Here is a 23,835-nt window from a genome sequence, read left to right as displayed (position 1 = left end):
ACCCAACCCGGCGCCCTCAACATGTCGAAGTCGGTGAAGGAAAGGTAGAGCGAAATCAGGGCCGGGCCGAGTGTCAGGCCGAAAAAGCCTATCAGCCACGGAAGCAGAAAGAGATAGCCGGGAGCATTGGCATTCCACAGCCGCCGGAAGCGTCCGTCAGCCCGTACTCCCTGATATCTTTCCACGGTTACCGTCCCTGCGGACGTGCGCATCGCATTGGTCATGTAAGATCAACCCCGCGCGAGAATTCGCGTGATTTCATCCACGAGCTGCTTGCCGGCATCAGCCGGAGTAAGTTGGCCGAAAGCGACCTGCTCCGAGATGGTGCGCAGCACGACCTGGCCTTCGCCGGCGCCGGTCGGCGGAGGGGGCGGAAGCGGGCCGGCAAGGTCGCCGAGACCGGCGACATATTCGAGCGGGATCTTGCCGGTTTCATCGAGCTTGCCTGCGACGACTTCGCGCATCGCCTTCGATTCCGGAATGCCGCGCTCGACATCGAGTATCTTGGCAGCATCTGGGTTCTTGACGAAGAAGTTGACGTAATCGACAGCCTGATCGATCACCTTCGATTGTGCGGAAACCGAGAAGAACATCGAAGGCTTGCGGTAATGGCCGCCCTTCGAGTCCGGCTTGATCCTCATGTAGTTGCTGAGCATCAGCTTGTCCTTGACTATCGCCTGATAGCCGACGAACTGGTTGGAGTGGGCGTAGTCGCAGGCGGCCTTGCCGACGGTCAACGGGCTGGTGTCGATCGTATCCTTGTAGAGCGCCTGAATGTCGGGCGTCACGCAGGCGCCGGCCTCACGGAATTTGGCCCACATGTCGAACCATTCGGACGCGTCCTCGGCACCGAAGGCGATCTTCGAATCCGCCGTGTAGAGCGCTTTGCCGCGCTGACGCAGGTAGTTTTCGAAGAGCGGCTCGCCGCCACTGCCATCTGCAAAGCCGAAATAGCCCTTGCGCTTGCCGGCCTTGGTGATTTCAGCGCCGATCTTGCCGAATTCTTCCCAGGTCGTCTTGTTGGTCGGCACGTCGATGCCAGCCTCCTGGAAGGCGACGGTATTGATGACGGTCGCCGCCGAATTGGCGCCAAGGCTGACGCCGTACAAGTGGCCGTCGACCTTGCCGCCTTCGATCTGTGCCGGATCGAAATCATCGATCTGCAGCTTCGACGGCATGTAGGATTCCAGCGGAGCAAGAGCGCCGCGCCGGGCATATTCGACGATGTAGCGATAATCCATCTGGATGACGTCGGGGGCGTTGCGGCCGGCCACCTGCGTGGCAAGGCGCGGCCAGTAATCGGCCCATCCGAGGAATTCGCCGGTGATCGCAACACCGCTGTTTTTCGCCTTGAAAAGGTCGGAGACCTTGTTGGTGCGGTCAGCGCGCGGCTGAGAGCCCCACCAGATGAGACGCAAGCGGGTTTCCTCTGCAAAAGCGCTGTTTCCGAGCGCCGAAAGCGAAAGGAGCGTTGCTCCACCTGCCATGAAATTACGTCTGCTTACACGAAAAGTCATATTGATTTCCTCCTCCCAACAGGAAGCGCCTCCACACGCTTCCGAATTAGCCGTCTTGCAACAAATAACTAATTGGTTACAAGTTATGTTCAAAGCCTCCGGGCTGTCAAGCGGTGTTGCTGGCCCGGTTGCTCTGACCAAATCGGCTTTTTACATTCTTCAGCTTAAGCCTTATGAGCGCAACATGGGAAGATAGGGGAAATCGCATGAACGACATTGGGGAGAGCGCAAAAAAGAAGGCCAAACGCCCGTCCGCTGAGCGAACCGCCCAACGCGACCCGGAGCGCACCCGCGCGGCCATTCTTGAGGCGGCCACACGGGAATTTGCCGAAAACGGCATGGGTGGTGCGCGAGTCGATTCCATCGCAGAGCGCGCCGGTACCAACAAACGCATGCTCTACCACTATTTCGGCGACAAGGAGCAGCTCTATCTGCGCGTGCTGGAGGAGGCCTATATCAGCATCCGCACAGCCGAGCGCGCACTCAACATCGGCACCCGCAGTCCTGAGGAGGGCATCGGGGAACTGGCCCTGTTCACCTGGCGCTACTTCCTGCAGCATCCGGAATTCTTGAGCCTGCTCGGTACGGAAAATCTGCACCGCGCGCGCTGGCTGCGCCAGTCCGTGCGGCTCAAGGAGCTGCATTCGCACCTGATCGGCGAACTTTCGCAGGTACTGGAAGAAGGCAAGAAGGCGGGTGTCTTCATCGAGACGGCCGACCCGCTGCATGTCTATCTGACAATTGCGTCACTCGGCTATTTCTACCTGTCCAACCAGTACACGCTTTCGACGATCTTCGGCCGTGATCTCATCACGCCTGCCAATCTCGATGCCTGGGAACGGCACATCGTTCACGTCACGCTCGCGTCGATAAAGCGCTGATTTTCAAAAAACCGAATTGGCTATTGACAGCAATATTCGCCTTCTGCCATCAAGTAACTGTTTAGTTACCGGCTTGGGAGGGCCGGGCCTGACTGCCCGCTCCCGACGCATAAAGTTTCCAGGGAGGGAAAAGTGGCACGTTTAGGGATCATTTTGCACGGCGTTACCGGCCGTATGGGCTACAACCAGCACCTCGTTCGCTCGATCCTCGCCTTTCGCGATCAGGGCGGCATTACGCTGAAATCAGGCGAGAAACTGGAAATCGATCCGATCATCGTCGGCCGCAACGGGGCGAAGATGGAGGAGCTTGCCCGCAAGCATAACATCAAGCGCTGGTCGACCGATCTCGATGCTGCGCTCGCCAATCCCGACGATACGATCTTCTTCGATGCCGGCACGACGCTGATGCGCGCCGAACTGCTCTCCCAGGCGCTCGATGCCGGCAAGCATGTCTATTGCGAAAAGCCGATTTCCGACGATCTGCAGGTGGCGATCGACCTAGCCCGTAAGGCGCGCGCCTCCGGCCTCAAGCACGGCGTGGTGCAGGACAAGCTTTTCCTGCCCGGCCTGCGCAAGCTGGCGCTGCTGCGCGATTCCGGCTTCTTCGGCAAGATCCTCTCAGTGCGCGGCGAATTCGGCTACTGGGTCTTCGAAGGCGACTGGGGCGTGCCGGCCCAGCGCCCGTCCTGGAACTACCGCAAGGCCGATGGCGGCGGCATCATCCTCGATATGCTGTGCCACTGGCGCTATGTGCTCGACAATCTCTTCGGTGAAGTGAAGGCCGTTTCCTGCCTGGGTGCAACCCATATTCCCAGCCGCATCGATGAACAGGGCAAATCCTACAACTGCGACACCGACGATGCCGCCTATGCGACCTTCGAACTTGAAGGTGGCGTGATCGCGCAGATCAACTCCTCCTGGGCAGTCCGCGTTCGTCGCGACGATCTTGTGACCTTCCAGGTGGACGGCACGCATGGCTCGGCCGTTGCCGGGCTGACGAAATGCTGGAGCCAGCATCGCGTCAATACGCCAAAGCCTGTCTGGAACCCCGACCAGCCGCAGACGATCGATTTCTACAAGACCTGGGACGAAGTGCCGGATACGCAGGTCTTCGACAATGGCTTCAAGGCGCAGTGGGAAATGTTCATCCGTCACGTGGTCGAAGACGCTCCCTGGCCCTACGGCCTGGAAGCCGGCGCCAAGGGCGTGCAGCTCGCGGAACTCGGCCTGAAATCCTGGGCAGAGCGCCGTTGGCTCGATGTCCCCGCCCTGGAGTTTTAAGCCGTGACGACGATAAATCTTCCTCTCGACGGCAAGATCGCTCCTTATACTCTGACCGGCACGCCGATCGAACTTAGGAAGCGAGACGCCAAGAGCTTCCCTCGCATCGCCTTTGCCGCCGCCCATGTCGTCGCTGATCCGCTGGCCGACAACGATCCCTGGCTGACGCCGGCGATCGACTGGGAGCGGACACTCGCCTTCCGCCATCGCCTCTGGGATCTCGGCCTTGGCGTTGCCGAAGCGATGGATACGGCGCAGCGGGGCATGGGGCTCGGCTGGGCGGAGGCTCGTGAGCTTATCCGCCGCGCACTAGGCGAAGCCGCTTCCCGCAAGGACGCGCTGATTGCCTGCGGCGCCGGCACCGACCATCTGACGCCTGGCCCTGACGTGACGATCGACACGATCATCAGGGCTTACGAGGAACAGATCGAGACGGTGGAAGCCGCCGGTGGTCGCATCATCCTGATGGCAAGCCGCGCGCTGGCCGCCGCTGCCAAGGGACCCGACGACTATGTCAAGGTCTATGATCGGATCCTTCGCCAGGTAAAGGAACCTGTCGTCATCCATTGGCTTGGCGAAATGTTCGATCCGGCTCTCGCAGGATACTGGGGCAATGGCGATCATCTGAAGGCGATGGAAACCTGCCTGCAGGTGATCGAAGCCAATGCCGCAAAGGTCGACGGTATCAAGATCTCGCTTCTTTCCAAGGAGAAGGAAGTGACGATGCGCCGGCAGCTGCCGAAGGGCGTGCGCATGTATACCGGTGATGACTTCAACTATGCCGAACTGATCGCCGGCGATGAGCAGGGCCATTCGGACGCGCTGCTTGGCATTTTCGACGCCATCGCGCCCGCAGCGTCTGCAGCGCTCGATGCGCTCGGGCGCAAGAGCAACCACGAATTCTTCGACCTGCTCGAGCCGACGGTTCCGCTGTCCCGCCACATCTTCAAGGCGCCGACCCGCTTCTACAAGACAGGCGTCGTCTTCCTCGCTTACCTCAACGGGTTGCAGGACCATTTCACGATGATCGGCGGCCAGCAGAGCACGCGTTCGCTGACGCATCTGGCGGAGCTTTTCCGCCTGGCCGACAAAGCCCGGGTTCTCGCCGATCCGGAACTCGCGACCGATCGGATGAGGCAGGTGCTTGCCGTCCACGGCGTTTACTGATCGCCGGCACGGCAATGGGAGGGGAATGACATGCAGGTCGAAGGACTTTCGATCAATCTCGCGACGATCCGTGAGCAATGCGGCTTTGCCGAAGCCGTCGATACCTGCCTGAAGCACGGCATCACCTCGATCGCGCCCTGGCGCGATCAAGTCGCCAAAGCCGGTCTCGATGAGGCTGTGCGGATCATCGAGTCGAACGGCATCAAGCTGACCGGGCTTTGCCGCGGCGGCTTCTTTCCGGCCGCAAACGAGGCCGACTGGCAGAAGAACCTCGATGATAATAGGCGCGCCATCGACGAGGCGGCGGCGTTTTCCGCCGATTGCCTCGTGCTCGTCGTCGGCGGCTTGCCGGGTAGCTCGAAGGATATTGTCGCGGCCCGGCAGATGGTGTTCGACGGCATTGCTGCCGTGCTGCCGCATGCGCAGGCGGCAGGCGTGAAACTCGCGATCGAACCGCTGCATCCGATGTATGCCGCCGATCGCGCCTGCGTGAACACCCTTAGGCAGGCGCTCGACATGTGCGAGCAGCTCGGCGAGGATGTCGGCGTCGCCGTCGATGTCTACCACGTCTGGTGGGATCCCGATCTCGCCGATCAGATCGCTCGCGCCGGCCGCATGAAGCGTATCTTTGCGCACCACATCTGCGATTGGCTGGTGCCGACCAAGGATATGCTGCTCGACCGCGGCATGATGGGCGATGGCGTGATCGATCTCAAAGGCATAAGACGGATGGTGGAAGCTGCCGGCTTCTTCGGCGCTCAAGAGGTCGAAATCTTCTCTGCCGAGAACTGGTGGAAGCGTCCCGCCGACGAGGTGATCGCCACCTGTGTCGAGCGCTTCAGGAGCTGCTGCCAGGTCTAGTTTTAAAATCCAATCGTTTCATCACGTATGAAGGAGGAATCATTCGATGGAGAAACGCCGTTTTGCCCTGATCGGCACCGGTAACCGCGGCACCACGATGTGGGGCAAGGATCTGCTTTCCGGCTGGCGCGAGCATGTCGACCTGACTGCGATCGTCGAGAAGAACTCGCTGCGCGGCGAGCGCGCCCGCACCATGATCGGTAGCAACGCACCGCTTTATGAAAACATCGATGCGATGCTGGCAGAGCAGAAACCGGATCTGGCGATCGTCTGCACGCCCGACCATACGCATGACGACATCATCGTCAGGGCACTGGAATCTGGCATTGATGTGATCACCGAAAAGCCAATGACGACGTCGGTGGAAAAGATTCGCCGGATTCTGGATGCGGAAAAGCGCACTGGCCGCCGCGTCGACGTATCCTTCAACTATCGCTATGCGCCGACGGCAGCGAAGATCAAGGAACTCCTGAATTCCGGAGAGATCGGCCGTGTCACCTCAGTCGATTTCCATTGGTATCTCAACACCAAGCATGGCGCCGATTATTTCCGCCGGTGGCATGCCTATACAGAAAATTCCGGCAGCCTCTTCGTTCACAAAGCGACCCATCATTTCGACCTTCTGAACTGGTATCTCGACAGCGACCCCGATGCCGTGACCTCCTTTGCCGACCTGCAGAATTACGGCCGCAAAGGTCCCTTTCGCGGCCCGCGCTGCAAGCTCTGTCCACACAAGCAGGAATGCGACTACTATCTCGATCTCGAAAAGGATCCCTTCCTCGACACGCTCTATGAGGATCCCTCGAAAATCGACGGCTATTTCCGCGACGGCTGCGTGTTCCGCGAGGATATCGATATTCCCGATACGATGGTCGCTTCCATCCGCTACCGGAACAACGTCCATGTCTCCTATTCGCTGAACACATTCCAGCCGATCGAAGGACATCATCTCGCCTTCAATGGCACCAAGGGACGCATCGAGATCCGTCAGTACGAGGCGCAGCCCTGGGAAGAGCCGCAAGAAGACACGATCCTTCTGGTTCGCAACTTCCCGCACCGCAAGGAAGACGTTGAACGCATCAAGGTACCGCATTCCTCTGGCGGCCACTACGGCGGCGACGACCGGATGCGCAACATGATCTTCAAGCCCGACATGCAGGACAGGCTCGCGCAGCGGGCCGGCACGCGCGCCGGCGCCATGTCCGTGCTTTGTGGCATCGCGGCGCTGACGAGCTCGCGCACCGGCAAGGTCGTCAGCATCTCTGACCTGATGCCGGAGCTTGCCAATGACGGCTCGCCGAACTCGCTGAAGGCATCGTGAGACGCCTCAGGCGGTATTTTCCAGGCTTTCGAGGGTGAGGCCGTACAAAAGGGGTGCGCCCTTGATGAAACGTTCGGCCTCGTCGGCTGCCATTTCGCCGAGGCGGCCGCGCTCCAAGCCGATTGCACCGGCAATATGCGGCGTCAGGAAAACGTTGGGCAGATCGTAGAAAGCCGATTCCGGTGCCGGTATTTCGGGATCGGTTACATCGATGATAGCATCGATGCGACCGGTTTTCAGCGTAGCCAGCAAAGCATCCTCATCAATCAGTGCGCCACGCGCCGTGTTGATCAGCGTCGCGCCATCCTTCATCAATGCCAGCTTTGCCGTATCGATCATATGTCGTGTGGAAGGCAGCGATGGTGCATGGACGGAGACGATATCCGAGCTGCGCATCAGCTCGTCGAGTTCGACTTTCTTCACGCCCATGCCGCGCGCCTGATCCGCGTCCACGGTCGGATCCGACAGCAGCACCTGATAAGCGAAGGGCCGCAGCAGGTCGATGACCCGGCGGCCGATCCGTGAAGCACCAATGATGCCAACCGTACGGCGATAATTGCCGATGGCCTCGCGCTGCATCGGATAGGTGCGGTCGCGATGCCGGTCCGCAACATAGAAGTCGCGGAACCGGAAGACATGTTTGCCGGCGAAGATGATCGCGGCCAGCGTGAATTCGGCGACCGGCACGGCATTGGCTTCGGCTGCATGGCTGACGGCGATACCGGCTTCAAAAATGCCGGGATCGATGATGCCTTTCACTGTCCCTGCCGCATGAACGACGAGCTTCAGCTTCGGCGCAAGCGCCAGCACCTTACGATCGACATAAGGTGCCCCCCAGCCGGTGATCAGGATCTCTGCTTCAGCAAGCAAGCGTTTCGCCCGCCCATCGTCAAAGCGCTCGAGCGGCTCCGCATCGAGCAGGCAGCCGAAACTATCCAACCGGCGAAGCACCGGCTGAGGCAGGACATGCTCGGTACGGAAGGGCTGCATGGCGAGGACGATGGCAGGACGGCTCATGACATTTGTCCTGGTGCTTCGATCGCGCTGACGGTAACGCCTTTTTCGCTGATCAATTTTTCGAGCGCGGCAATATCCGGCGCTTTCGGCGGCGTGGCCCATGCGCCGGTAACAGCTACCGGATCGTTCAGCGCCAGCACAGCGGTCACCAGGATCGTTTCACCAGCGGCGATCTCCCCGCGCAGCTGCGGCACGAGCGTCTTGGATACGATCATATTGGTATTCGGCAGCGTCTTCTGGGCAAGACCCTGTCGTTTAACCGTCGAGCCGAGGTCGACAATGCCGGTGAAATCCGCCTCGCCGATCGCATAGGCAGAGCCCTGTGCGGCAGACAGCGTATCGGCATCGAGATCGCGTTTAGCGATGGCAAAGCCGCCTTCTGCCGTTTGCAGGGGGCGCGGCGTAATGATGCGGTGAACGCGGATATGCCAGGGCGCTGACGGCACCAGCCAGGTTTCAACCCTGACGTCCTTGAACGCAGACCATCTGGAGTAAAGGACGTCGCCGGCGAGCTTCGCTTCTTGGTTCGTTTCGCGGACGCGGTAATGCAGGCCGTCGTCGCTGAAGGCGAGTGCGGAGTCGAAAGCAGCGAGCGCGAAAGCGCGCTCGTCAGCTTCGACACTGAAGCCGTAGCGGGCCGAATAGGCGAACTTCGCGTATTTCTCCGTGCCGAAGCGCATCTGCAGGTTTTCCTGACCAGACGAGAGTGCCACGACATCATTTCCGGTACGCATGATAACCATGCCCGGATGACGCTGCGGAACGACCTCCGGCGTCTGCTCAGGCGCCTTTTCCTCCGCGGTCCAAAAGGGATGATCCTCCGGAAGAGCGAGCGGCAGGAAGGCCTTGAAGGCCCAATAGGGCGAGCCGGCGGAATTATAGCTCTCCGACATCAAAAGGTTCGGATAACCGAAGCCGATGGAGAGAACACCGTCGTGACCGGCGATTGGCTTGTCTCGCCACCAGCGCAAGTGCTCCAGGCAGAGATGCTTGATTTCTCCCCAGGGCAACGCTTCCAGATCGGCGAAGGCGAGGGCCGACCAGAAGCCGGCGCAGGCGAAACGATAGGTCAGGCTGCGGCCGAAGGGGATTGTCGCACCATCAGGCGCAAACCAGTGGCGAAAATCCTTTGCGAAGAGAACCGCACGCTCGCGGTAACGCTTGGCATAGTTATCATCGACCAGCTTGGAATAGATCAGGCCATAGAAATGCATGGCGAAGGGAATGTAGTGGTCGATACGGCGAACATTGCCGTCGCGGTACCAGCCGTCGCCGATATAGAAGCCCTCGAGCTCCTCGAGATATTGCTTGGTCAGGCTGCGGTCGAAATCAGCGCCGAGGCGGTCGAGGGCGATATCGATGAAGATCCGAAAGAACTTCCAGTTATTGTCGGCATAGTCGAACTGCCGGACATGTTTAAAATAGGCGATGATGTTATCGCGGGCACGTTTGTCGAGGGGCTCCCAGATCTTGTCGGGCACCAGCGCCAGGGCAAAACCGAGGGCGGCGAGTTCCACCATGCGCTGATCCCGGGCATTGACGGTGCCCCAATATTCGGGATGAGCCGGATCGCAGCCGTTCGCAAGGCCCTCAGCAAAGCGGTGCCAGTGATCAAAAGCCGTCTTGCCAGCGCCGAGCGGTGCAAGACCCCAGAGCGGACGCGCGAAGCCTTCGAGATCAGCAGCGGCCCGGTCGAAATGAGCGCCGGCGCCATCGAGGCGAACGCGGGCGTTGCCATCGGAGAAGAAGGGAAGCAGCGGGTTGAAGAGATCGTTGACCGCGCGGATCATGTCGGCGCGGGTCTTCAGCGGATTGCCTGCGAGCGGATTGGCGCTGGCGGGATCATAGGTCATCGGCATCACTCACAGCTTGTCTCTATCAGGAACGGTGCCTCCGGCAACCGGAACGACCGCGTGGCAGATATGGCGGGCAGGGGCGCTCCTGTCGCGGTAGCGGGAGATCATCAAGGAGATGGCCTCGCGGCCAAGCGCTGCGCGGTCGACGCGCATGGTGGAAAGCCGGGGATTGGTCATGACAGCACAAGGCAGGTCATCGAAGCCGACGATCGCAAAATCCTCGGGAACGCGAAGGCCTGCTTCGGTGACGGCTTCGAGCACGCCGACTGCGATGAAATCGTTCATGCAGAAGGCTGCGGTATATCCCGGATCCTCTGCGAGCAACGCCACCGTGCGCTCATGTGCTTCGCGGCTGGCGCCGCCCTGGAAAGTGAGCGGAACGAGCAGGCCCTCGGCACCGGGAACTGCGGCAATCGCCGCCTCGAAACCCCGCACACGCTCGCGGATCGTGTGACGATGCGAGCCGGTGAGATGAAGGATGCGGCGATGACCGGCTTTCGTGAGCCTGCTCGTCGCCTCATAGGCGCCAAAGAAATTGGAGGGCGACACGCCGTCGAGGCGTAAGCGCGGATCGGTCCCGTTGACCAAGACCGTCGGCGTTCCCGTTGTTTCCAGCCAGGTCCGCAGCGTATCGCTCGGATCGATACCGACGAGGAAAAGCCCTTCGGCTTCCGCCGCCTGCATATATTCGCCGATAAATTCAGGTGCGGTTCGGTCCTCGCGTACGAGCCGCACTTCGAAGGGCATTCCGGCATCGGCGGCACCAGCGCGAAGGCCCTCAACGATCGACTCATAGAACACGCTGAGGCCGCCAGTTGCGCTGTCGCTCGCGATCAGAGCAAGACCTCCACCGACATTTTCCGAAACCGCCTTGACCGGATAACCGTGCTCGGCAGCAACCTTCAAAATGTGCCGCCGTACGCTTTCGCTGATGCCGGGCTCGTTGGCGAGCACCCGAGACACCGTGGAGACGGAAACGCCGGCCAAGTTCGCGATATCTACCTGGCGCGGCCGCCTGGTTTTGATCTCATTCATTTTGATCTCGTTCATGTGGCAAAGATTATGCAAATTATGCAAATTTGCAAGATAATCATAAATTCTTGCAAAGAGAAATTTTTTGCGTACTCTAACTTGCGGAACGCCTGGAGAGACCATGGGAGGATGACACCGGGCATCGGACACAGGAGGAAATCATGCAGGTCAATCGCCGTTCATTCTTGATGGGAACCGCGGGTGCCGCGGCCGGCCTTGCCTTCGGCGCCGGAAGCTCGATCCCGGCATTTGCAGAGGACGCTTCGCTTCGTGCTATGTGGTGGGGCTCCAACGACCGCGCCAAGCGCACACTCGATGTTGCCAAGCTCTACCAGTCGAAAACACCCGGCGTCACCATCGTCGGTGAATCGCTTTCGGGCGAAGGCTATTGGACGAAGCTGGCCACGCAGATGGCCGGCCGCGCGATCGCCGACGTCTTCCAGCTTGAGCCGAGCACGATTTCCGACTATTCCAAGCGCGGCGCCTGCCTGCCGCTCGATGAATTCGTTCCCTCGACGCTGAAGGTCGACAGCTTCGGCGCCGATATGCTGAAACTGACCACGGTTGACGGGAAGCTCTATGGTGTCGGCCTCGGCCTCAATTCCTTCGCGATGTTCTTCGACACCGTCGAATTCGAAAAGGCCGGTATTCCGCTACCGACGCCCGATCTCACCTGGGATGAGTATGCCAAGCTCGCCGTGGAACTCGCGAAAGCCTCCGGCAAGGGTGGCGGGCCCTATGCGGCGCGTTACAATTATGTCTTCGACGCCTGGCTGCGCCAGCGCGGCAAGAGTGTCTTCGCCAAGGAGACCGTAGGCCTCGGCTTCACGGTGGACGACGCCAAGGAATGGTTCGACTATTGGGAGAAGCTGCGCAAGGCGGGCGGCACGGTTGCCGCTGACGTGCAGACGCTGGACCAGAACACGATCGACACCAATTGCCTTGGTCTCGGCAAATCGGTTATCGGCATGGCCTATTCCAACCAGATGATCGGCTATCAGCTGATCATCAAGAACAAGCTCGGCATCACCATGCTGCCGCGCGAGAAGAAGGCCGGTCCATCAGGCCATTATTATCGCCCGGCTCTAATCTGGAGCGTCGGCGCAACAACCAAGCAGGGCGAAGCCGCCGCAAAGTTCATCAGTTTCTTCGTCAACGATCCGGAAGCCGGCAAGATTCTCGGCGTCGAACGCGGCGTGCCGATGTCGCCGGCGGTTCGCGAAGCGATCCTGCCGCAACTCAACCCGACGGAGCAGGAAACGGTCAAATACGTCAATCTGCTCAAGGATCAGGTCGGCGAATATCCGCGACCGGTACCGATGGGCGCGACCGAATTCGACCAGCGTGTTCTCCGTCCGACCTGCGATGAGCTCGCCTTCGAACGCATCTCTGTAGCCGACGCCGCAGCCCAGCTCGTGGAAACTGGCAAGGCCACGCTCAAGGGTTAATCATACCCCCGCATGAACAGGTTAAGGCTCGCCGCGAGCGGGCCTTTTCCATTGGCGCCATCGGCTCAGTTGCTGGCGTCATCGATGACCCGCCAGTCGGGTCGGCCGAGATTGAAAGGCCATGCGTGCACGTCGCGGTCATTGAAGTAAACGACTTCCTGCAATTCGGGAAAGTCGTTCTGCCTGAGGGTTGCTGTTTCCATCCAAGGTTTGATGTATCCGTCACTGCCCTCATAGCCGAGTTCAGCCACCCAGACCGGCTTATGATACTGTGCAACGAGTTCATAGCCCGGCCTCAACGCCTCGGCAAAAGTCCGCGGGCCGTCGTGAACGATCCGGTCGTAAGATTCCAGGCCGAAGACCGAGAGGCCGATAAGGTCTACATAGGTGTCGCCGGGATAATATGCATTGAGGCCAGACTGTCCCTTTGGCGACCACATGAATTTCGTACCGGGCGCTTCCTCCCGCACGATATCCATCATGCGCCTGTAGGCGGCTATGTAATCAGAAGGATTCCAGCCGGACCACGAAAAGCGGCCGGATTTGTCTTCCATTTCCTGTCCCCAGCGGACGATGACGGGGCTTTTCAACTGGGCGATCATACTGGCGATCGCACGCATGTTCACATCGTAATCGCCGCGGAACAACTTCCAGCGAAGTTCATCGGAGGTCAGCCGCCAGTCTACGTCCCATGACCAGGGTTCCACCGTGATCAACAGGTTGCGGCCTCTTGCCAGCGCATAGGCATCCGCTACACGAAGCGTTTCGAGATCGACATCTTCCCATGGAAGGAAGAGGTGCTCCGTCGCCACGCTCTGTTGCGCGCCGAAATCGCCGTGGGGATCGTAGGCACCGAACTTAATACCACCGGCATGAATGACGGGCCGCTTGTCGGTGATCGTCTGCGTGCCCGCCGCATTCATGACGGCGGCGGCGTTTTGCGCCTCGCTTGGGTGCGACAGGTCGGCAACGCCGAGCATAAGGATCGCAATTGTCGCCGCCGAGATTTTCTTCGCCAGGGTTTTCATCGTCTTGTCCTCCCTTTCGGCTACTTATTGGTCGCGAGAACCTGCTTCAGCTCTTTGGCCTTCAGGCTCACCGTGTCAGCCGGGACCAGCTTCCGAAACTCATCGTCGGCTTTCGTGGAAGCGTGCCGGAACACGTACCAGTCCCCGCTCGGCTGGCGCCGCTGATAGATCGTGTCGCCGATCTTGCGGTGGCCGAAGCAGGTGCTGGCACGCGCCGCCCCCTCACTATTGGTCCAGGTCGCTCGCATGCACATCTGGCCGAAATCGTCGACGACCCAGCGGCCTTCGGCGAAAGACTGTTTACCGCCATTGTCGACCCAGGCAACGAGACGCCTGCCTTCGCCAATGAAACGGCCGCCGCCGGTACTCCAGGTCCAGGTTTTGTCGGCGTAGATCGCGTACAGCTCACCGGCACTGAGCGGCGTTGGTGTCGGCGCCTTCTTCTGTTCCGCTGCGAGTGCGCCCATCGGGAGGATAAGGCTGAGGCACAGAGCCAGCGCTCCTCCCGTCGATCGTGCTGCCATGCTCATTTTTTTATCCTCCTCACGCATTTCTGCTCTCCCAGATACCCCTGCCCCTATGGCCGGCTTCAGCAAAGCCGTGCCATCTGAGATGGAATTTCACGATCCTGGTCTTGCCGCCACCGAGCCCCGCTCCCGCCACAGCAAATTGCGAGTGGGTAAAGGTGACGAAGGGCTGGCCGTGCGAAAGCGCTTCCATGGCGGTTAGCCCATGGTTGCCGAGTTGCGCCCCGCCGGCCAGACAGGCGACGAGAGCGGCGAAGGCGGCAAATCGCAGGCTATACGCCTGCGGCAAAAAGGGCTGACCGTTCTCGACGGCATGGCGGGCGATAACCAGGATTGCCAGCGCTACATAGATGAGCAAGTTGATCGCCGCGAAGATCTGGAAGCCACGCGCACCGTCGCCCTCGGCGGCAAAAACCATGGCCGCGGCACAGATACCTGCCAGCGCGACGTAAGGGGCGATAATCTGCACCGGCAGTTTGCGCTGCCCCTGATCACCCTTCGGAGTGATGCGGAAATCCACGAAGGAACCGCTCACGTAATCACGCGCGGCAGCGAGGCTGCCCGCAAGCGACCAAGGCCAGCGCAGCAGGATGAAGACCACCCCTTCCCAGCCGAAGAGCTTTGCATCGTACGGCCGGAACGTCCCTGACGCGCGCCAGAAGATGGCGAAGACGGTCAGCACGATCGAAAGCGGCAGAGAATGCAGCAGGAACGCCGGATAGGTGACGTTGACGAAAACATGGCCTGTGAGAAGTGCTGCGACCGGCAGCAGGAACAGCACTGCCATGAAAGTCGAAAACAGCGGATACCAGAGCTGCGAAAACAGGAACTGGAACTTCAACTTCAGCGGCAGCCGGGCGACATGCCGGCCAGAATGCTGCAGGAGGATGGTGACCAGACTGCGCGACCACTGGAACTCCTGCACCACCAGATCGGCAAAGGTCGCCGGCCCGTCGCCATGGGCGATTGCATTGACCGCATGGACCCCGCGCCAGCCGCCGGCATTCATCATCAGCGTGGTCGAATGATCTTCCGCGAGCTCGGGACCGAGTCCGCCGATTTTTCTCAAGGCCGCCGTGCGAACAGCATAATGCGAGCCGATGCAGAGCGGCGCCCAGCCATTATTGTATCCCGCCTGCAGCGAACCATGCAGGCTCGCCTCGGCATAGAGCCTGCCGCGGGCCGCCCAGCTTTCGGCTGCATTGGCATCACAGATGCTTGGTGCCGAGACATAACCGACTTCAGGATCGGAGAAGGGGCGCAGCACCTCGCGAAGATAGGTCGGCGTCGGCACATGATCGGCATCAAACTGGGCGACGAAATCATAGCGCTCGTAGCCGAAGTGATCATAGAAATAGGCGAGATTGCCTTCCTTGCAGCGCGTGCGGCGCGGCCAGACGGGACGGTGATATTCGCTGACGCCCTTGCGGGTGGAGATCATGATGCCATGCTGCCCGCACCATTTCCTTGTCTCCTCGGACGGATCTTCATCGGCGAGCCAGATATCAAACTCGACGCCCTTCTGATCGAGCATCGCAAGAAGCGTCTTGCGCACGACGGTGAAAGGTTCAGACGGCGCCTTGGTGACCACCATCGCGACACGCCCCTTGGGCGGCTCGGCGGATGATCGGACCTGCCTTGCATCCAGAAAAATCAGGATGAAATAGGCGGGAATCAGGGTCACCCAGGCAAGGATCAGGGTGACGAGCAGAAATGCCGGCCATGAAACCACATGAGTGGGTTCAGCCCACCAGAGCCAGAAGTAAGCGAGTGCTGCCAGCCAGCAGGCGATGCCAAGACCATAGGCAGCTCGATTCCAGCCGGCAAAGACGGGTTCGAACATCTCGGGACTAGCGGCAGAAGACTGATGTGCGCGATCGACTTCGGCTCTGGTGCTCATGCGATCACCTCCAGTCCGAAAGTCGGGCCGGCTGTGCGGATGATCGTATCGATATCCGAAAGCGCCGGCATGAAGTCCAGCTCCAGGCGAGCCCTTTTCGTATCGGCGAAAAGCACAGGCGGATCACCTGCGCGGCGCGGCTGACAACGAATCGGCACCGTGTGGCCGGTCTTTCGTTTGACGGCATTGAGAATCTCACCGACCGACGTGCCACGGCCGGAGCCCAGATTGAGGCTCAAGGAATTGCCGCCAACCAGAAGATGGCGAACGGCGGCAAGATGCGCTTCGGCAAGATCGCTGACATGGATATAATCCCTGACGCAGGTGCCGTCTTCCGTCGAATAGTCGGTACCGAAAATGTCGAGGCTCTCGATCCGCCCGCTCGCGGCGAGAAGAGCGCGCGGGATCAGATGGGTTTCGGGATAGTGCCGCTCGGCAAGCTGGCCTTCCGGATCGGCGCCGGCTGCATTGAAATAACGAAGTGCGGCGAAGCGGATGCCATAGGCGGCGGCATAATCCTCCAGTGCCATTTCGAAAATCAGCTTGGTCCTGCCATAGGGATTGACCGGCTGTTGCGGCGTTTTCTCGCCGATCGGCAGCATTTCCGGAATGCCGTAGGTCGCGCAGCTGCTGGAAAAGACGATCCTGCCGATCTTGCAATCGAGACAGGCGTCCAGCAGTGACAGGCTGCCGATGACATTGTTGCGGTAATAGATGCTCGGCTTTTCGACGGACTCACCGACATAGGCGTTGGCGCCGCAATGGATGATACAATCCGGCGCATACTCGGCCATGACGCGGCGCAGCCTTGCACCGTCGGCGATATCCGCCTGGATCAGCGGTCCCCACCGGACGCTGTCGATATGTCCGGTGGAAAGATTGTCATAGGTGACCGGTACCATGCCGGCACGCGCAAGCGCCTTGCAGATGTGGCTGCCGATGAAGCCGGCGCCACCCGTAACCAGGATGTAGCGGGGCATCTCATACGGCCTCCGCCACTTCCTTACCGGCAAGCAGCTTATCGAAATAGGCTATCGTCCGCGTGAGCCCGGTCTTCAGCTCCGTCGTCGGCCACCAGTTCAACTCTTTTCTCGCTTTGGAAATATCCGGACGGCGTTGCTGCGGATCGTCCGCCACGGCCGGCAGGTAAATAATGCGCGAGCGCGAATTGGTCAGATCAAGAACGATTTCAGCCAAATCCCGCACAGTGATCTCCGCAGGATTGCCGAGATTGATCGGACCGATGCAGTGTTCGCCAGCATCGGCGAAACGCAGGAAACCACCGACAAGATCGTCAACGTAGCAGAAGGAGCGTGTCTGCCGACCGTCACCGTAGATCGTTATGTCGGTGTTGGAGAGCGCCTGGACGATGAAATTGGATACGACGCGTCCATCGTCAAGGCGCATACGCGGCCCATAGGTGTTGAAGATCCGGCCAACCTTGATATCGACGCCATACTTGCGGTGGTAATCGAAAAACAGGGTTTCGGCTGACCGCTTGCCCTCGTCATAGCAGCCGCGCGGGCCGATTGGGTTGACATTGCCGAAATAGCTTTCGCGCTGCGGGTTCTCATGCGGATCCCCATAGACTTCCGAAGTCGAGGACTGAACGACCGTTGCGCCGCTGCGACGCGCTGCATCGAGCGTATTGACGGCTCCGAGCACATTGGTCAGCAACGTCCCGACGGGATCGCGCTGATAGTCAGGCGGCGAGGCTGGCGAGGCAAAGTTGAAGATGATGGAAGCCTCGACTTCATAGGGCTGGCGCACGTCATGTTCCAAAAGCTGAAAACGGGCGTTCTGCAGCAGATGCTCGATATTGACGCGGCGTCCGGTGTAGAAATTGTCGAGACAGATGACCTGGTGGCCGCGCTCGAGAAGTCGTTCGCAAAGATGGGAACCCAGGAAGCCGGCGCCTCCGTTGACCAGCACGGTTTTTGACCGCTGTCGTGGTGATGCGAATGCAGATCCTGAATATCCTTCTGTGGGAATGAAACTACGCATTACAAACTCCTTCCCATGTCGTGTGGTCTTTCTTAGACCCTTCTATACTTTAGGCTCCCTCTTCTTCCGCCTGGATAACTTCAACTTGAAGTGGCGTTCATGAATAACTAACTCCGTTATTCTTCGGAAAATTGCACCTATGGTCGAAATGATAGGAGGATATCAGGGAAGGTCAACTTCAAAACACGGGAGCAATTCTAAATAGCTACAGTATTAAACTTGGGAATTCGCTTGATTAATCCTTCTCTATGACTATGGTGCCATGCTCTCCGTCCGGCCGCTCCAGCTTCAGTCAATGAAGCCGATGTATGGAGTGGGTCGGACATTGTGTTCGAGGGCGCGTCGCTATTGCCCTGACGATAGAGGGGTTCTTCAATGACGACTCATGACCGCATGCATGGCCGAGTGCCATGCAGTTTCAGCTCTCTGGCTTTGGCTGCGACGATTGTTCTTTCGGCCATTGGACCGATATCATGCGCGGTCGTCGACACGGCGATCGTAGGAAGCACGGAGAAGAGTGTCCTGGTAGCAAGCGTGCCGCATGCCGCGAAGGACTTCGCCTATACCTCCGGACCAAAGACCGCCTCGGCTAGAGTGACCGCCGCGGTCTATCCCGGTTCAGGGCCATACATCTGCTCACCGAGCGGTTTCGGCCAGAAATCACGCTGCTTTGCCCGCTCGTCCCGGGTGGATTGATGGCCTAGTGCGGCCACCTGCCGGAGAGATCGCCGCTGTCTGACGTATCGTTGAAGAAACGTGAGGCCGCTTCCGTGCGATTTCTCACATTCATCTTCTTATAGATATTGCGGACGTGGACCTTCACCGTGTTTTCGGACAGGTGAAGCTTGTCGGCGATGATCTTGTTCTGTGTGCCCTTGCAGATGAGGTCGAGGATCTGCACCTCTCGCGTGGTCAAGGTCGCCATGCTGTTGCGGCGAAGCTTCAGCGCATTGGCACGCGCTGCGTCGACAGATTTCGTCTGGTACAGCGAGGGCTCAAGCTGTGCCGTCGCCCGGTTGGACAGGCGACCTAGAAGTGCGGATGGAAAATGCTCGCCGCCCTTCATTAGCAGATCGATTGCCGCCATGAAAACATCCAGCCGCAGATTGAGCGGAAGGACGCCATCGACGACGCGCGCTTCGACAAGACGGCTGATATAGGGCTCCATCATGTCGATGGCTTCGACGACAAGGCCGATGGATGCGTCCGGACGGCTTTCACGAACGACCTGCAGCGCATCGTGCAACTCGGCGCCGGCGACATGATAGAAAAGAACAAGCCGCATGTCTTGAATATCCTTCTCGGATATGGACTGCGCGCTCGATACGCTTACGACATCGAAATTCGGGAATTTCTTTGCCAATGCCTCAGCCATGCATTCGGAGAACAAGTCCGCCTTGGCGATTACCAGGACTGTTTCTCCGTTCGGGCTCAGTCTTCTTGCCTGATCCGAATTTCCTACTTCCGACCCAACCATGAACATATACGCCTCCCCTAGCGCTACACTTTACAAAACTCGGAGCATCTACTCCCATTGGCGCGATGGCGGGTATTACATGCCGACGAACATTGCCCCTAGGCATGTGGCCGCCTTATCTTTTAGGCATTTCTTAATTATGGTAATATGAATTACGAAGGAAAGAAATGGCCCAAATGGGTTAGTTGTCACAAAGTTATATTTATTTTTTGCCACTTTATGGTTGCATTTCAGGGAAGAAACATACCAGCGGGCGGTATTTCAACTAAATCACGATATAAAGCCGCATGTATTAGTTCAACACATACGAAAGCAGCGTGATAATTGACAGACGATATTTCAAAATAAGAGAGAGAACCTTTCCAGCTTAACTTCGCTATACCGCTATCACTCGACGCAGCCGGATTCCGAGGTCCGGGGCGTTGTCCCGAATTCGGACACGGCTTCGCCGGGTCGGCGATCCGGCGCGGCTTAATCATATGCTGAAGCCGCCTCTCGGATGCCTTAGCCCGAATTGATAGCTATCGGGACCCTTTATTTTCCATCAGTCTGCGATAGTCGCCAAAGCGGTGACGTGAAAATCAAGTATCGGCATGTGTGTTTGATACTTGGTCTTCTTCCGAGGAAACTCAAAAAGAAGTTCGACTGTCTTGCTCGCGCTCATATCGAGTCCGGGACCGGATTTGTGCGTCATTGTACTGAGTAGGCACTATCCCAATACAGAATTTGGCCAACAAATCGCGATAAAGCTGCAGATGAACGGGTACCAAGTACATCTGCCCATATTAACGCAATGGAGCAAGCGCGAGCAAAGATCCCATTTGAGATGAGAGGGACTTCGAAAGCTGCTCCAGTTTTTTCTGGAGGGAACTGTAATGCCTTATGATCCCAAGGGTTCAGATGACGACACCATCAAGGTGGGCGCTTTGGCCGATGGCCTTTCCAGCGCCATAAACTCGACCGAAATCGATGACGATTCCACAGGTTACGTCGGCGGTATCGCCAATGGCGACAATCGCAATAACACCGACAATAGCACAGACGTCAACGTCAATGCCGACGTGGACGTGAAGGCCAACAACGGCGACAACCGCGACAATGAATACGACTGGTCCTACAAGTCGGACGACGACACCAAGACGACCACCATCAACGACAACGACACAACCACTACCACGAAGTCGGACTACGACTGGAGCTACGATTCCAAGTCTTACAGCGACAACGATACTACAACGATCAGCGACAACGACACGTTCACCAAGACCGACACCGAGATTAAGACGGTCACGGATACCGATACCAAGACGACCAGCGACAGCTTCAACAAGACGGACACGGATTTTGCCGTCATCGATGATGTCGAGGACTTCGGAAACCTCGGGGTTGCCGGCCGCGACCTTACCTTTGACATCGGCGATGACTTCTCCTTCACCCTCGATGTCGACAGCATTCTCAACAATTCGCTGAACGGCGAGGGCAACGATACCGGTTTCAGCATCGTCCAGGCAAACCATCTCGCAGATCAGGATCAGGCCTGGAATGTCAGGATGGACAACGCCGGTGCTCAGAACCACCTGAATGCGGATGCCGGCACCGCTCATGGTGCTGACGGCGTCGACATGGACGGCAAGAGCTGGGATCTCAAGACAGGCGACGACGTCGCAGGCACTTCGACGGCAGATGCTTCCGCGATCCTCGCCAACTCCGGCTTCCATCTGGAGCTGGTGCAGGGCGCCAACATGCTCAGCAATGCAGTCGACTCCAGTGTCATCGGCGGCAACTCGCATGTTTCCGATGTCGGCGACGACAGCAGCGGACACTAACCTCCTAGACCAAGAAAAGACTGCACCGGCCTCGGCCGGTGCAGTTTCAATGCTTGTGTGCGAATTGACGAACAGCGCGGCTCGCCCAGAAAGATGCCGCATGGCCGGTCGTTTCTTCGATAGGGAGGGCCAAGGCAATGCAAATCGAGAAATTCTCAGAAATCATCGCCCATTTCATCGGTATATTTGAAACGACGACCGAAGAAATGAGGCTGCGCGCGGAGCTGACCGAGGGCACGGGTCCTGCGGAAAGTGATCCGACGCTCGACGATCTGGTCAACAGCACTCCCGCCTTCGCTTCCGATCTAATGCTCAAAGACTACGATCCCGACGTCGACTATAGAAGCGTGAGCTATGATATCCTCTACGGCAGCCCCCGTCGGTTCGGTCGTCCCTTCGAGGAAAGCCTCGAAAAGCTCTCCGAAATCGCCCACCGCGGCGTGCCGCTGCCCCGGTTCGGCAGCCCGCAGGACATTGATGTCGAAGCCGGGGAAAAGCTGGAAGTTTTCAATGGTCCCGGCTCGGCGAGCGGATACGCCACGCAAATCAACGTGCTCGATGACGATGATTTTCTCGACATGACGAACGGCGACCATGCCCCGCGCGATACGAGTTTCGTTACCGAACGGCTGGCCGAGTTCAGTGCACATGCCGAAATCTTCACTCCCTTTGCCAGCCTGCAACGGACCGACACTTTCGAAGGTGCCAAGCAAACCGCCGACGAGATGGAAGCCTATATTCGGGCGGTAAAGGATTCGGGCCAAGCGTCGATCGGAACGACCGAACCGCCGGCAGACAATCAAAATAATCAGGCCCATGATTTCGTGCTGGCGGGTGACGAAATCTCCGGAACCTATATGAACAGCAAGCTTGTTTCCGAGTTTTCGGCGCTCAGCGACTTGCTGCCGGACCGCGGCCTTGCCAAACCGCCGGAAGATCCAGACGAAAGCCAGGCATCCGTCGAGCAGAATGACCCAGCTTCAAACAGCCTGGAGGTCACCGCTGGCGCGAACCTGCTCGCGAACATAACTTCCGTCGTCACCACTGCAGTAATCTCCCCCATCACGGCTGTCATGGGCGACCATCACCAGATCGACGCCATCACGCAGGTCTATGCCTACAGCGACAACGACGACATCGCCTCCTTATTCCATTCCTCGGCCGATGGGGCAGAGAGTGCCGGTGTCACCGCCTATAATATTGCAAGCTTCGAACGCAGCACTTTCCAACACGACCAGTCCCCGACAACCGTCGATGCTCAAGGCGATCCCATCTTTCCAACGGCCTGGCGTGTCAGCGTCATCGATGGTGACGTCTCCTTCGTAAACTGGGTCGAGCAATATCATTTCGTCAGCGACAACGACACGATGATCGTCACGACGAGCGGCTCGGAGACGACGGTTCTGACCGGCGGCAATACGACACTGAACTTTTCGTCGTTTTTCCAGATGGGCTTGCAGTACGATCTGGTGATCGTCGGTGGCAGTGTCTACGACATCAACAGCATCACGCAGATTTCGCTTCTCTACGACAACGACTGGGCTCGCGCCGAAGACGGCGTGGACGGCACTGCCACCATCCAGTCCGGCAACAATCTCATCTGGAATTTTGCTGCGATCCACAATGTCGGGGCTGCCGACCGGTTCAAGGCCATGCCCGACTATATGCACGAAGCGGAGAAGGGAATCCAGGAGCGTGATCCGACAATGCCCGAAGGCTTGTCTAACGACCTCAACTTCCAGGGCTACATCGGCCTGAATGTTCTCTACATCACCGGCAATCTTTTCGACACGACGATCATTAAGCAGGTCGCAGTCCTCGGAGATTCCGACGACGTAACCCAGGCCGCAGGCGAGCTTCTGAAGGATAATCGGGACGCCGTGGTTACGATCGATACGGGCAGCAATACTGTCGCCAACATCGCTGAAATCATCGACTACGACAGCTTCGGCAACACCACCTATGTTGCCGGTCAGCTCTATTCCGACGCTATTCTCATTCAGGGTGGGATCATCGAACACGATACCACCCAGCCCGAAATGGCGGGCCAGAAACTGGCCAATGAAGTCATCGCCTTCCTCAATGACGATGACGCCCATGACAGTGCGGACAGCGGCGACGGCATTATCAACGGCGGGCACGACCTTTTATGGTCCTCCGCCCACCCGTCTGACGTCATGCAAGCCGTGGTCGCGTGACCAGCGTATCCTGGGAGAGGCCGCGATGAACCAGATCTCAAATTCAAAGCACATTTTTGCCGATGGCAGCGTACTCGACCTGCGCGCAAACAAACCTTCCTCAGCGGAGCCGGGTGCCGAGGACTTTCTAACACAAACCTGCATTTCGGTGATCGACGATGCGGTCGGCCGACTTCGCAGACTGTCGGGGAAGCCGCCGTCTGATTCTCAAGAGGTCGCGGTTGTTGCCGCGGAGGAAGTAAATGGAGCGCAAGCCGTCATGCCTGTCACACAGTCCGAACCGAAGCCGGCGGCAGTGGCAATACCCTTCGTCGATCCGATAGAGCTAAAGGGAAAATCGCAGCCCATTGAAGAAATGCGTGCACCGGCGGGGCCGGAAGTCGAAGCACGGTGCACGCCCAAAGACACTACCGAACTCAAAGTCAATCCTGATATTCCTTTCGCCAAGACGATCGATGGCGACAGCGGTCCCGTGAAGGAGAATGAGCGCCGCC

18 protein-coding genes and 3 pseudogenes are annotated in these 23,835 nt (G+C 58.7%); 10 read left to right on the top strand and 11 right to left on the bottom strand.

Annotation, left to right across the window (positions count from 1 at the left end; genetic code table 11):
• Positions 1-224 (bottom strand): annotated as a pseudogene (locus tag JNB85_RS30245) (ABC transporter permease); the annotation flags it as partial.
• Between the two features lie 6 nt (positions 225-230).
• Entirely contained in the window at positions 231-1,517 is a 1,287-nt protein-coding gene (locus JNB85_RS30240; RefSeq protein WP_220338091.1) for an ABC transporter substrate-binding protein, read from the bottom strand.
• A gap of 206 nt (positions 1,518-1,723) precedes the next feature.
• On the opposite strand from JNB85_RS30240, the gene JNB85_RS30235 reads away from it, so the two are divergent.
• The 5 genes from JNB85_RS30235 (at position 1,724) to JNB85_RS30215 (ending at position 7,028) form a co-directional block, all read left to right on the top strand.
• The gene (locus JNB85_RS30235) at positions 1,724-2,398 is read left to right on the top strand and encodes a TetR/AcrR family transcriptional regulator (RefSeq protein WP_220338090.1); all 675 of its coding nucleotides are present in this window, start codon (positions 1,724-1,726) and stop codon (positions 2,396-2,398) included.
• 132 nt (positions 2,399-2,530) lie between these two features.
• On the top strand, positions 2,531-3,679 hold the full coding sequence (locus tag JNB85_RS30230) for a Gfo/Idh/MocA family protein (RefSeq protein ID WP_220338089.1): 1,149 nt from the start codon (positions 2,531-2,533) through the stop codon (positions 3,677-3,679).
• A 3-nt stretch (positions 3,680-3,682) separates the two neighbouring features.
• Positions 3,683-4,846, top strand: a complete 1,164-nt coding sequence (locus JNB85_RS30225; protein ID WP_220338088.1) for a dihydrodipicolinate synthase family protein — start codon at positions 3,683-3,685, stop codon at positions 4,844-4,846.
• Positions 4,847-4,876: 30 nt separating this feature from the next.
• The gene (locus tag JNB85_RS30220; protein ID WP_220338087.1) at positions 4,877-5,707 is read left to right on the top strand and encodes a sugar phosphate isomerase/epimerase family protein; all 831 of its coding nucleotides are present in this window, start codon (positions 4,877-4,879) and stop codon (positions 5,705-5,707) included.
• Positions 5,708-5,753: 46 nt separating this feature from the next.
• A complete protein-coding gene (locus JNB85_RS30215) occupies positions 5,754-7,028 on the top strand; it encodes a Gfo/Idh/MocA family protein (RefSeq protein WP_220338086.1) in 1,275 nt (424 codons plus the stop codon).
• A gap of 6 nt (positions 7,029-7,034) precedes the next feature.
• On the opposite strand, the gene JNB85_RS30210 is transcribed toward JNB85_RS30215, so the two are convergent.
• Genes JNB85_RS30210 through JNB85_RS30200 form a run of 3 tightly spaced genes read right to left on the bottom strand, consistent with a single transcriptional unit; the run spans position 7,035 to position 10,936 of the window.
• Complete coding sequence (locus JNB85_RS30210; protein ID WP_220338085.1) at positions 7,035-8,045, bottom strand: hydroxyacid dehydrogenase; 1,011 nt, start codon at positions 8,043-8,045, stop codon at positions 7,035-7,037.
• Entirely contained in the window at positions 8,042-9,898 is a 1,857-nt protein-coding gene (locus JNB85_RS30205; RefSeq protein WP_220338084.1) for a DUF2264 domain-containing protein, read from the bottom strand. Before JNB85_RS30205 ends, JNB85_RS30210 begins: the two co-directional genes overlap by 4 nt.
• A gap of 9 nt (positions 9,899-9,907) precedes the next feature.
• Positions 9,908-10,936 carry a LacI family DNA-binding transcriptional regulator gene (locus JNB85_RS30200; RefSeq protein ID WP_220338083.1) on the bottom strand — a complete coding sequence of 343 codons (1,029 nt, stop codon included), beginning with the start codon at positions 10,934-10,936 and terminating at the stop codon, positions 9,908-9,910.
• Positions 10,937-11,094: 158 nt separating this feature from the next.
• Here JNB85_RS30200 and JNB85_RS30195 point away from each other — a divergent pair, with 158 nt between their 5' ends.
• Positions 11,095-12,381: an ABC transporter substrate-binding protein gene (locus tag JNB85_RS30195; protein ID WP_220338082.1), complete on the top strand. Its 1,287-nt coding sequence runs from the start codon at positions 11,095-11,097 to the stop codon at positions 12,379-12,381.
• Between the two features lie 65 nt (positions 12,382-12,446).
• Here the strand turns inward: JNB85_RS30195 and JNB85_RS30190 are convergent, their stop codons facing one another.
• From JNB85_RS30190 to JNB85_RS30170, 5 genes and pseudogenes are all read right to left on the bottom strand, one after another.
• Positions 12,447-13,409 (bottom strand): glycoside hydrolase family 26 protein, encoded by a 963-nt coding sequence (locus tag JNB85_RS30190; RefSeq protein ID WP_220338081.1) that lies wholly within the window; start codon positions 13,407-13,409, stop codon positions 12,447-12,449.
• 7 nt (positions 13,410-13,416) lie between these two features.
• Positions 13,417-13,939, bottom strand: a pseudogene (locus JNB85_RS30185) (DUF995 domain-containing protein); the annotation flags it as partial.
• Between the two features lie 13 nt (positions 13,940-13,952).
• Positions 13,953-15,836, bottom strand: coding sequence for a glycosyltransferase family 2 protein (locus tag JNB85_RS30180; protein WP_220338079.1), 1,884 nt, complete (start codon positions 15,834-15,836; stop codon positions 13,953-13,955).
• Positions 15,833-16,816 (bottom strand): UDP-glucose 4-epimerase GalE, encoded by a 984-nt coding sequence (galE, locus tag JNB85_RS30175; protein ID WP_220338078.1) that lies wholly within the window; start codon positions 16,814-16,816, stop codon positions 15,833-15,835. The genes JNB85_RS30180 and galE overlap by 4 nt, the downstream gene beginning before the upstream one ends.
• 1 nt (position 16,817) lies before the next feature.
• Positions 16,818-17,840 carry a UDP-glucuronic acid decarboxylase family protein gene (locus JNB85_RS30170; protein ID WP_220338077.1) on the bottom strand — a complete coding sequence of 341 codons (1,023 nt, stop codon included), beginning with the start codon at positions 17,838-17,840 and terminating at the stop codon, positions 16,818-16,820.
• A 375-nt stretch (positions 17,841-18,215) separates the two neighbouring features.
• Here JNB85_RS30170 and JNB85_RS31265 point away from each other — a divergent pair, with 375 nt between their 5' ends.
• On the top strand, positions 18,216-18,536 hold the full coding sequence (locus JNB85_RS31265; protein ID WP_420852307.1) for a hypothetical protein: 321 nt from the start codon (positions 18,216-18,218) through the stop codon (positions 18,534-18,536).
• Positions 18,537-18,540: 4 nt separating this feature from the next.
• On the opposite strand, the gene JNB85_RS30165 is transcribed toward JNB85_RS31265, so the two are convergent.
• Entirely contained in the window at positions 18,541-19,323 is a 783-nt protein-coding gene (locus tag JNB85_RS30165; protein WP_220338076.1) for a helix-turn-helix transcriptional regulator, read from the bottom strand.
• An 869-nt stretch (positions 19,324-20,192) separates the two neighbouring features.
• Here JNB85_RS30165 and JNB85_RS30160 point away from each other — a divergent pair.
• The 3 genes and pseudogenes from JNB85_RS30160 to JNB85_RS30150 form a co-directional block, all read left to right on the top strand.
• Entirely contained in the window at positions 20,193-21,143 is a 951-nt protein-coding gene (locus tag JNB85_RS30160; protein WP_220338075.1) for an MSCRAMM family adhesin SdrC, read from the top strand.
• A gap of 137 nt (positions 21,144-21,280) precedes the next feature.
• Entirely contained in the window at positions 21,281-23,341 is a 2,061-nt protein-coding gene (locus tag JNB85_RS30155) for a hypothetical protein (RefSeq protein ID WP_220338074.1), read from the top strand.
• A gap of 25 nt (positions 23,342-23,366) precedes the next feature.
• Positions 23,367-23,835: pseudogene (locus JNB85_RS30150) on the top strand (type I secretion system permease/ATPase); the annotation flags it as partial.

Origin of the sequence: Rhizobium mesosinicum (assembly GCF_019511345.1) — a bacterium.
In the GTDB taxonomy this organism is placed as follows: domain Bacteria; phylum Pseudomonadota; class Alphaproteobacteria; order Rhizobiales; family Rhizobiaceae; genus Rhizobium; species Rhizobium mesosinicum.
Note: the sequence above shows the minus strand (reverse complement) of the source record. Positions and strands in the feature narration are given on the sequence as shown.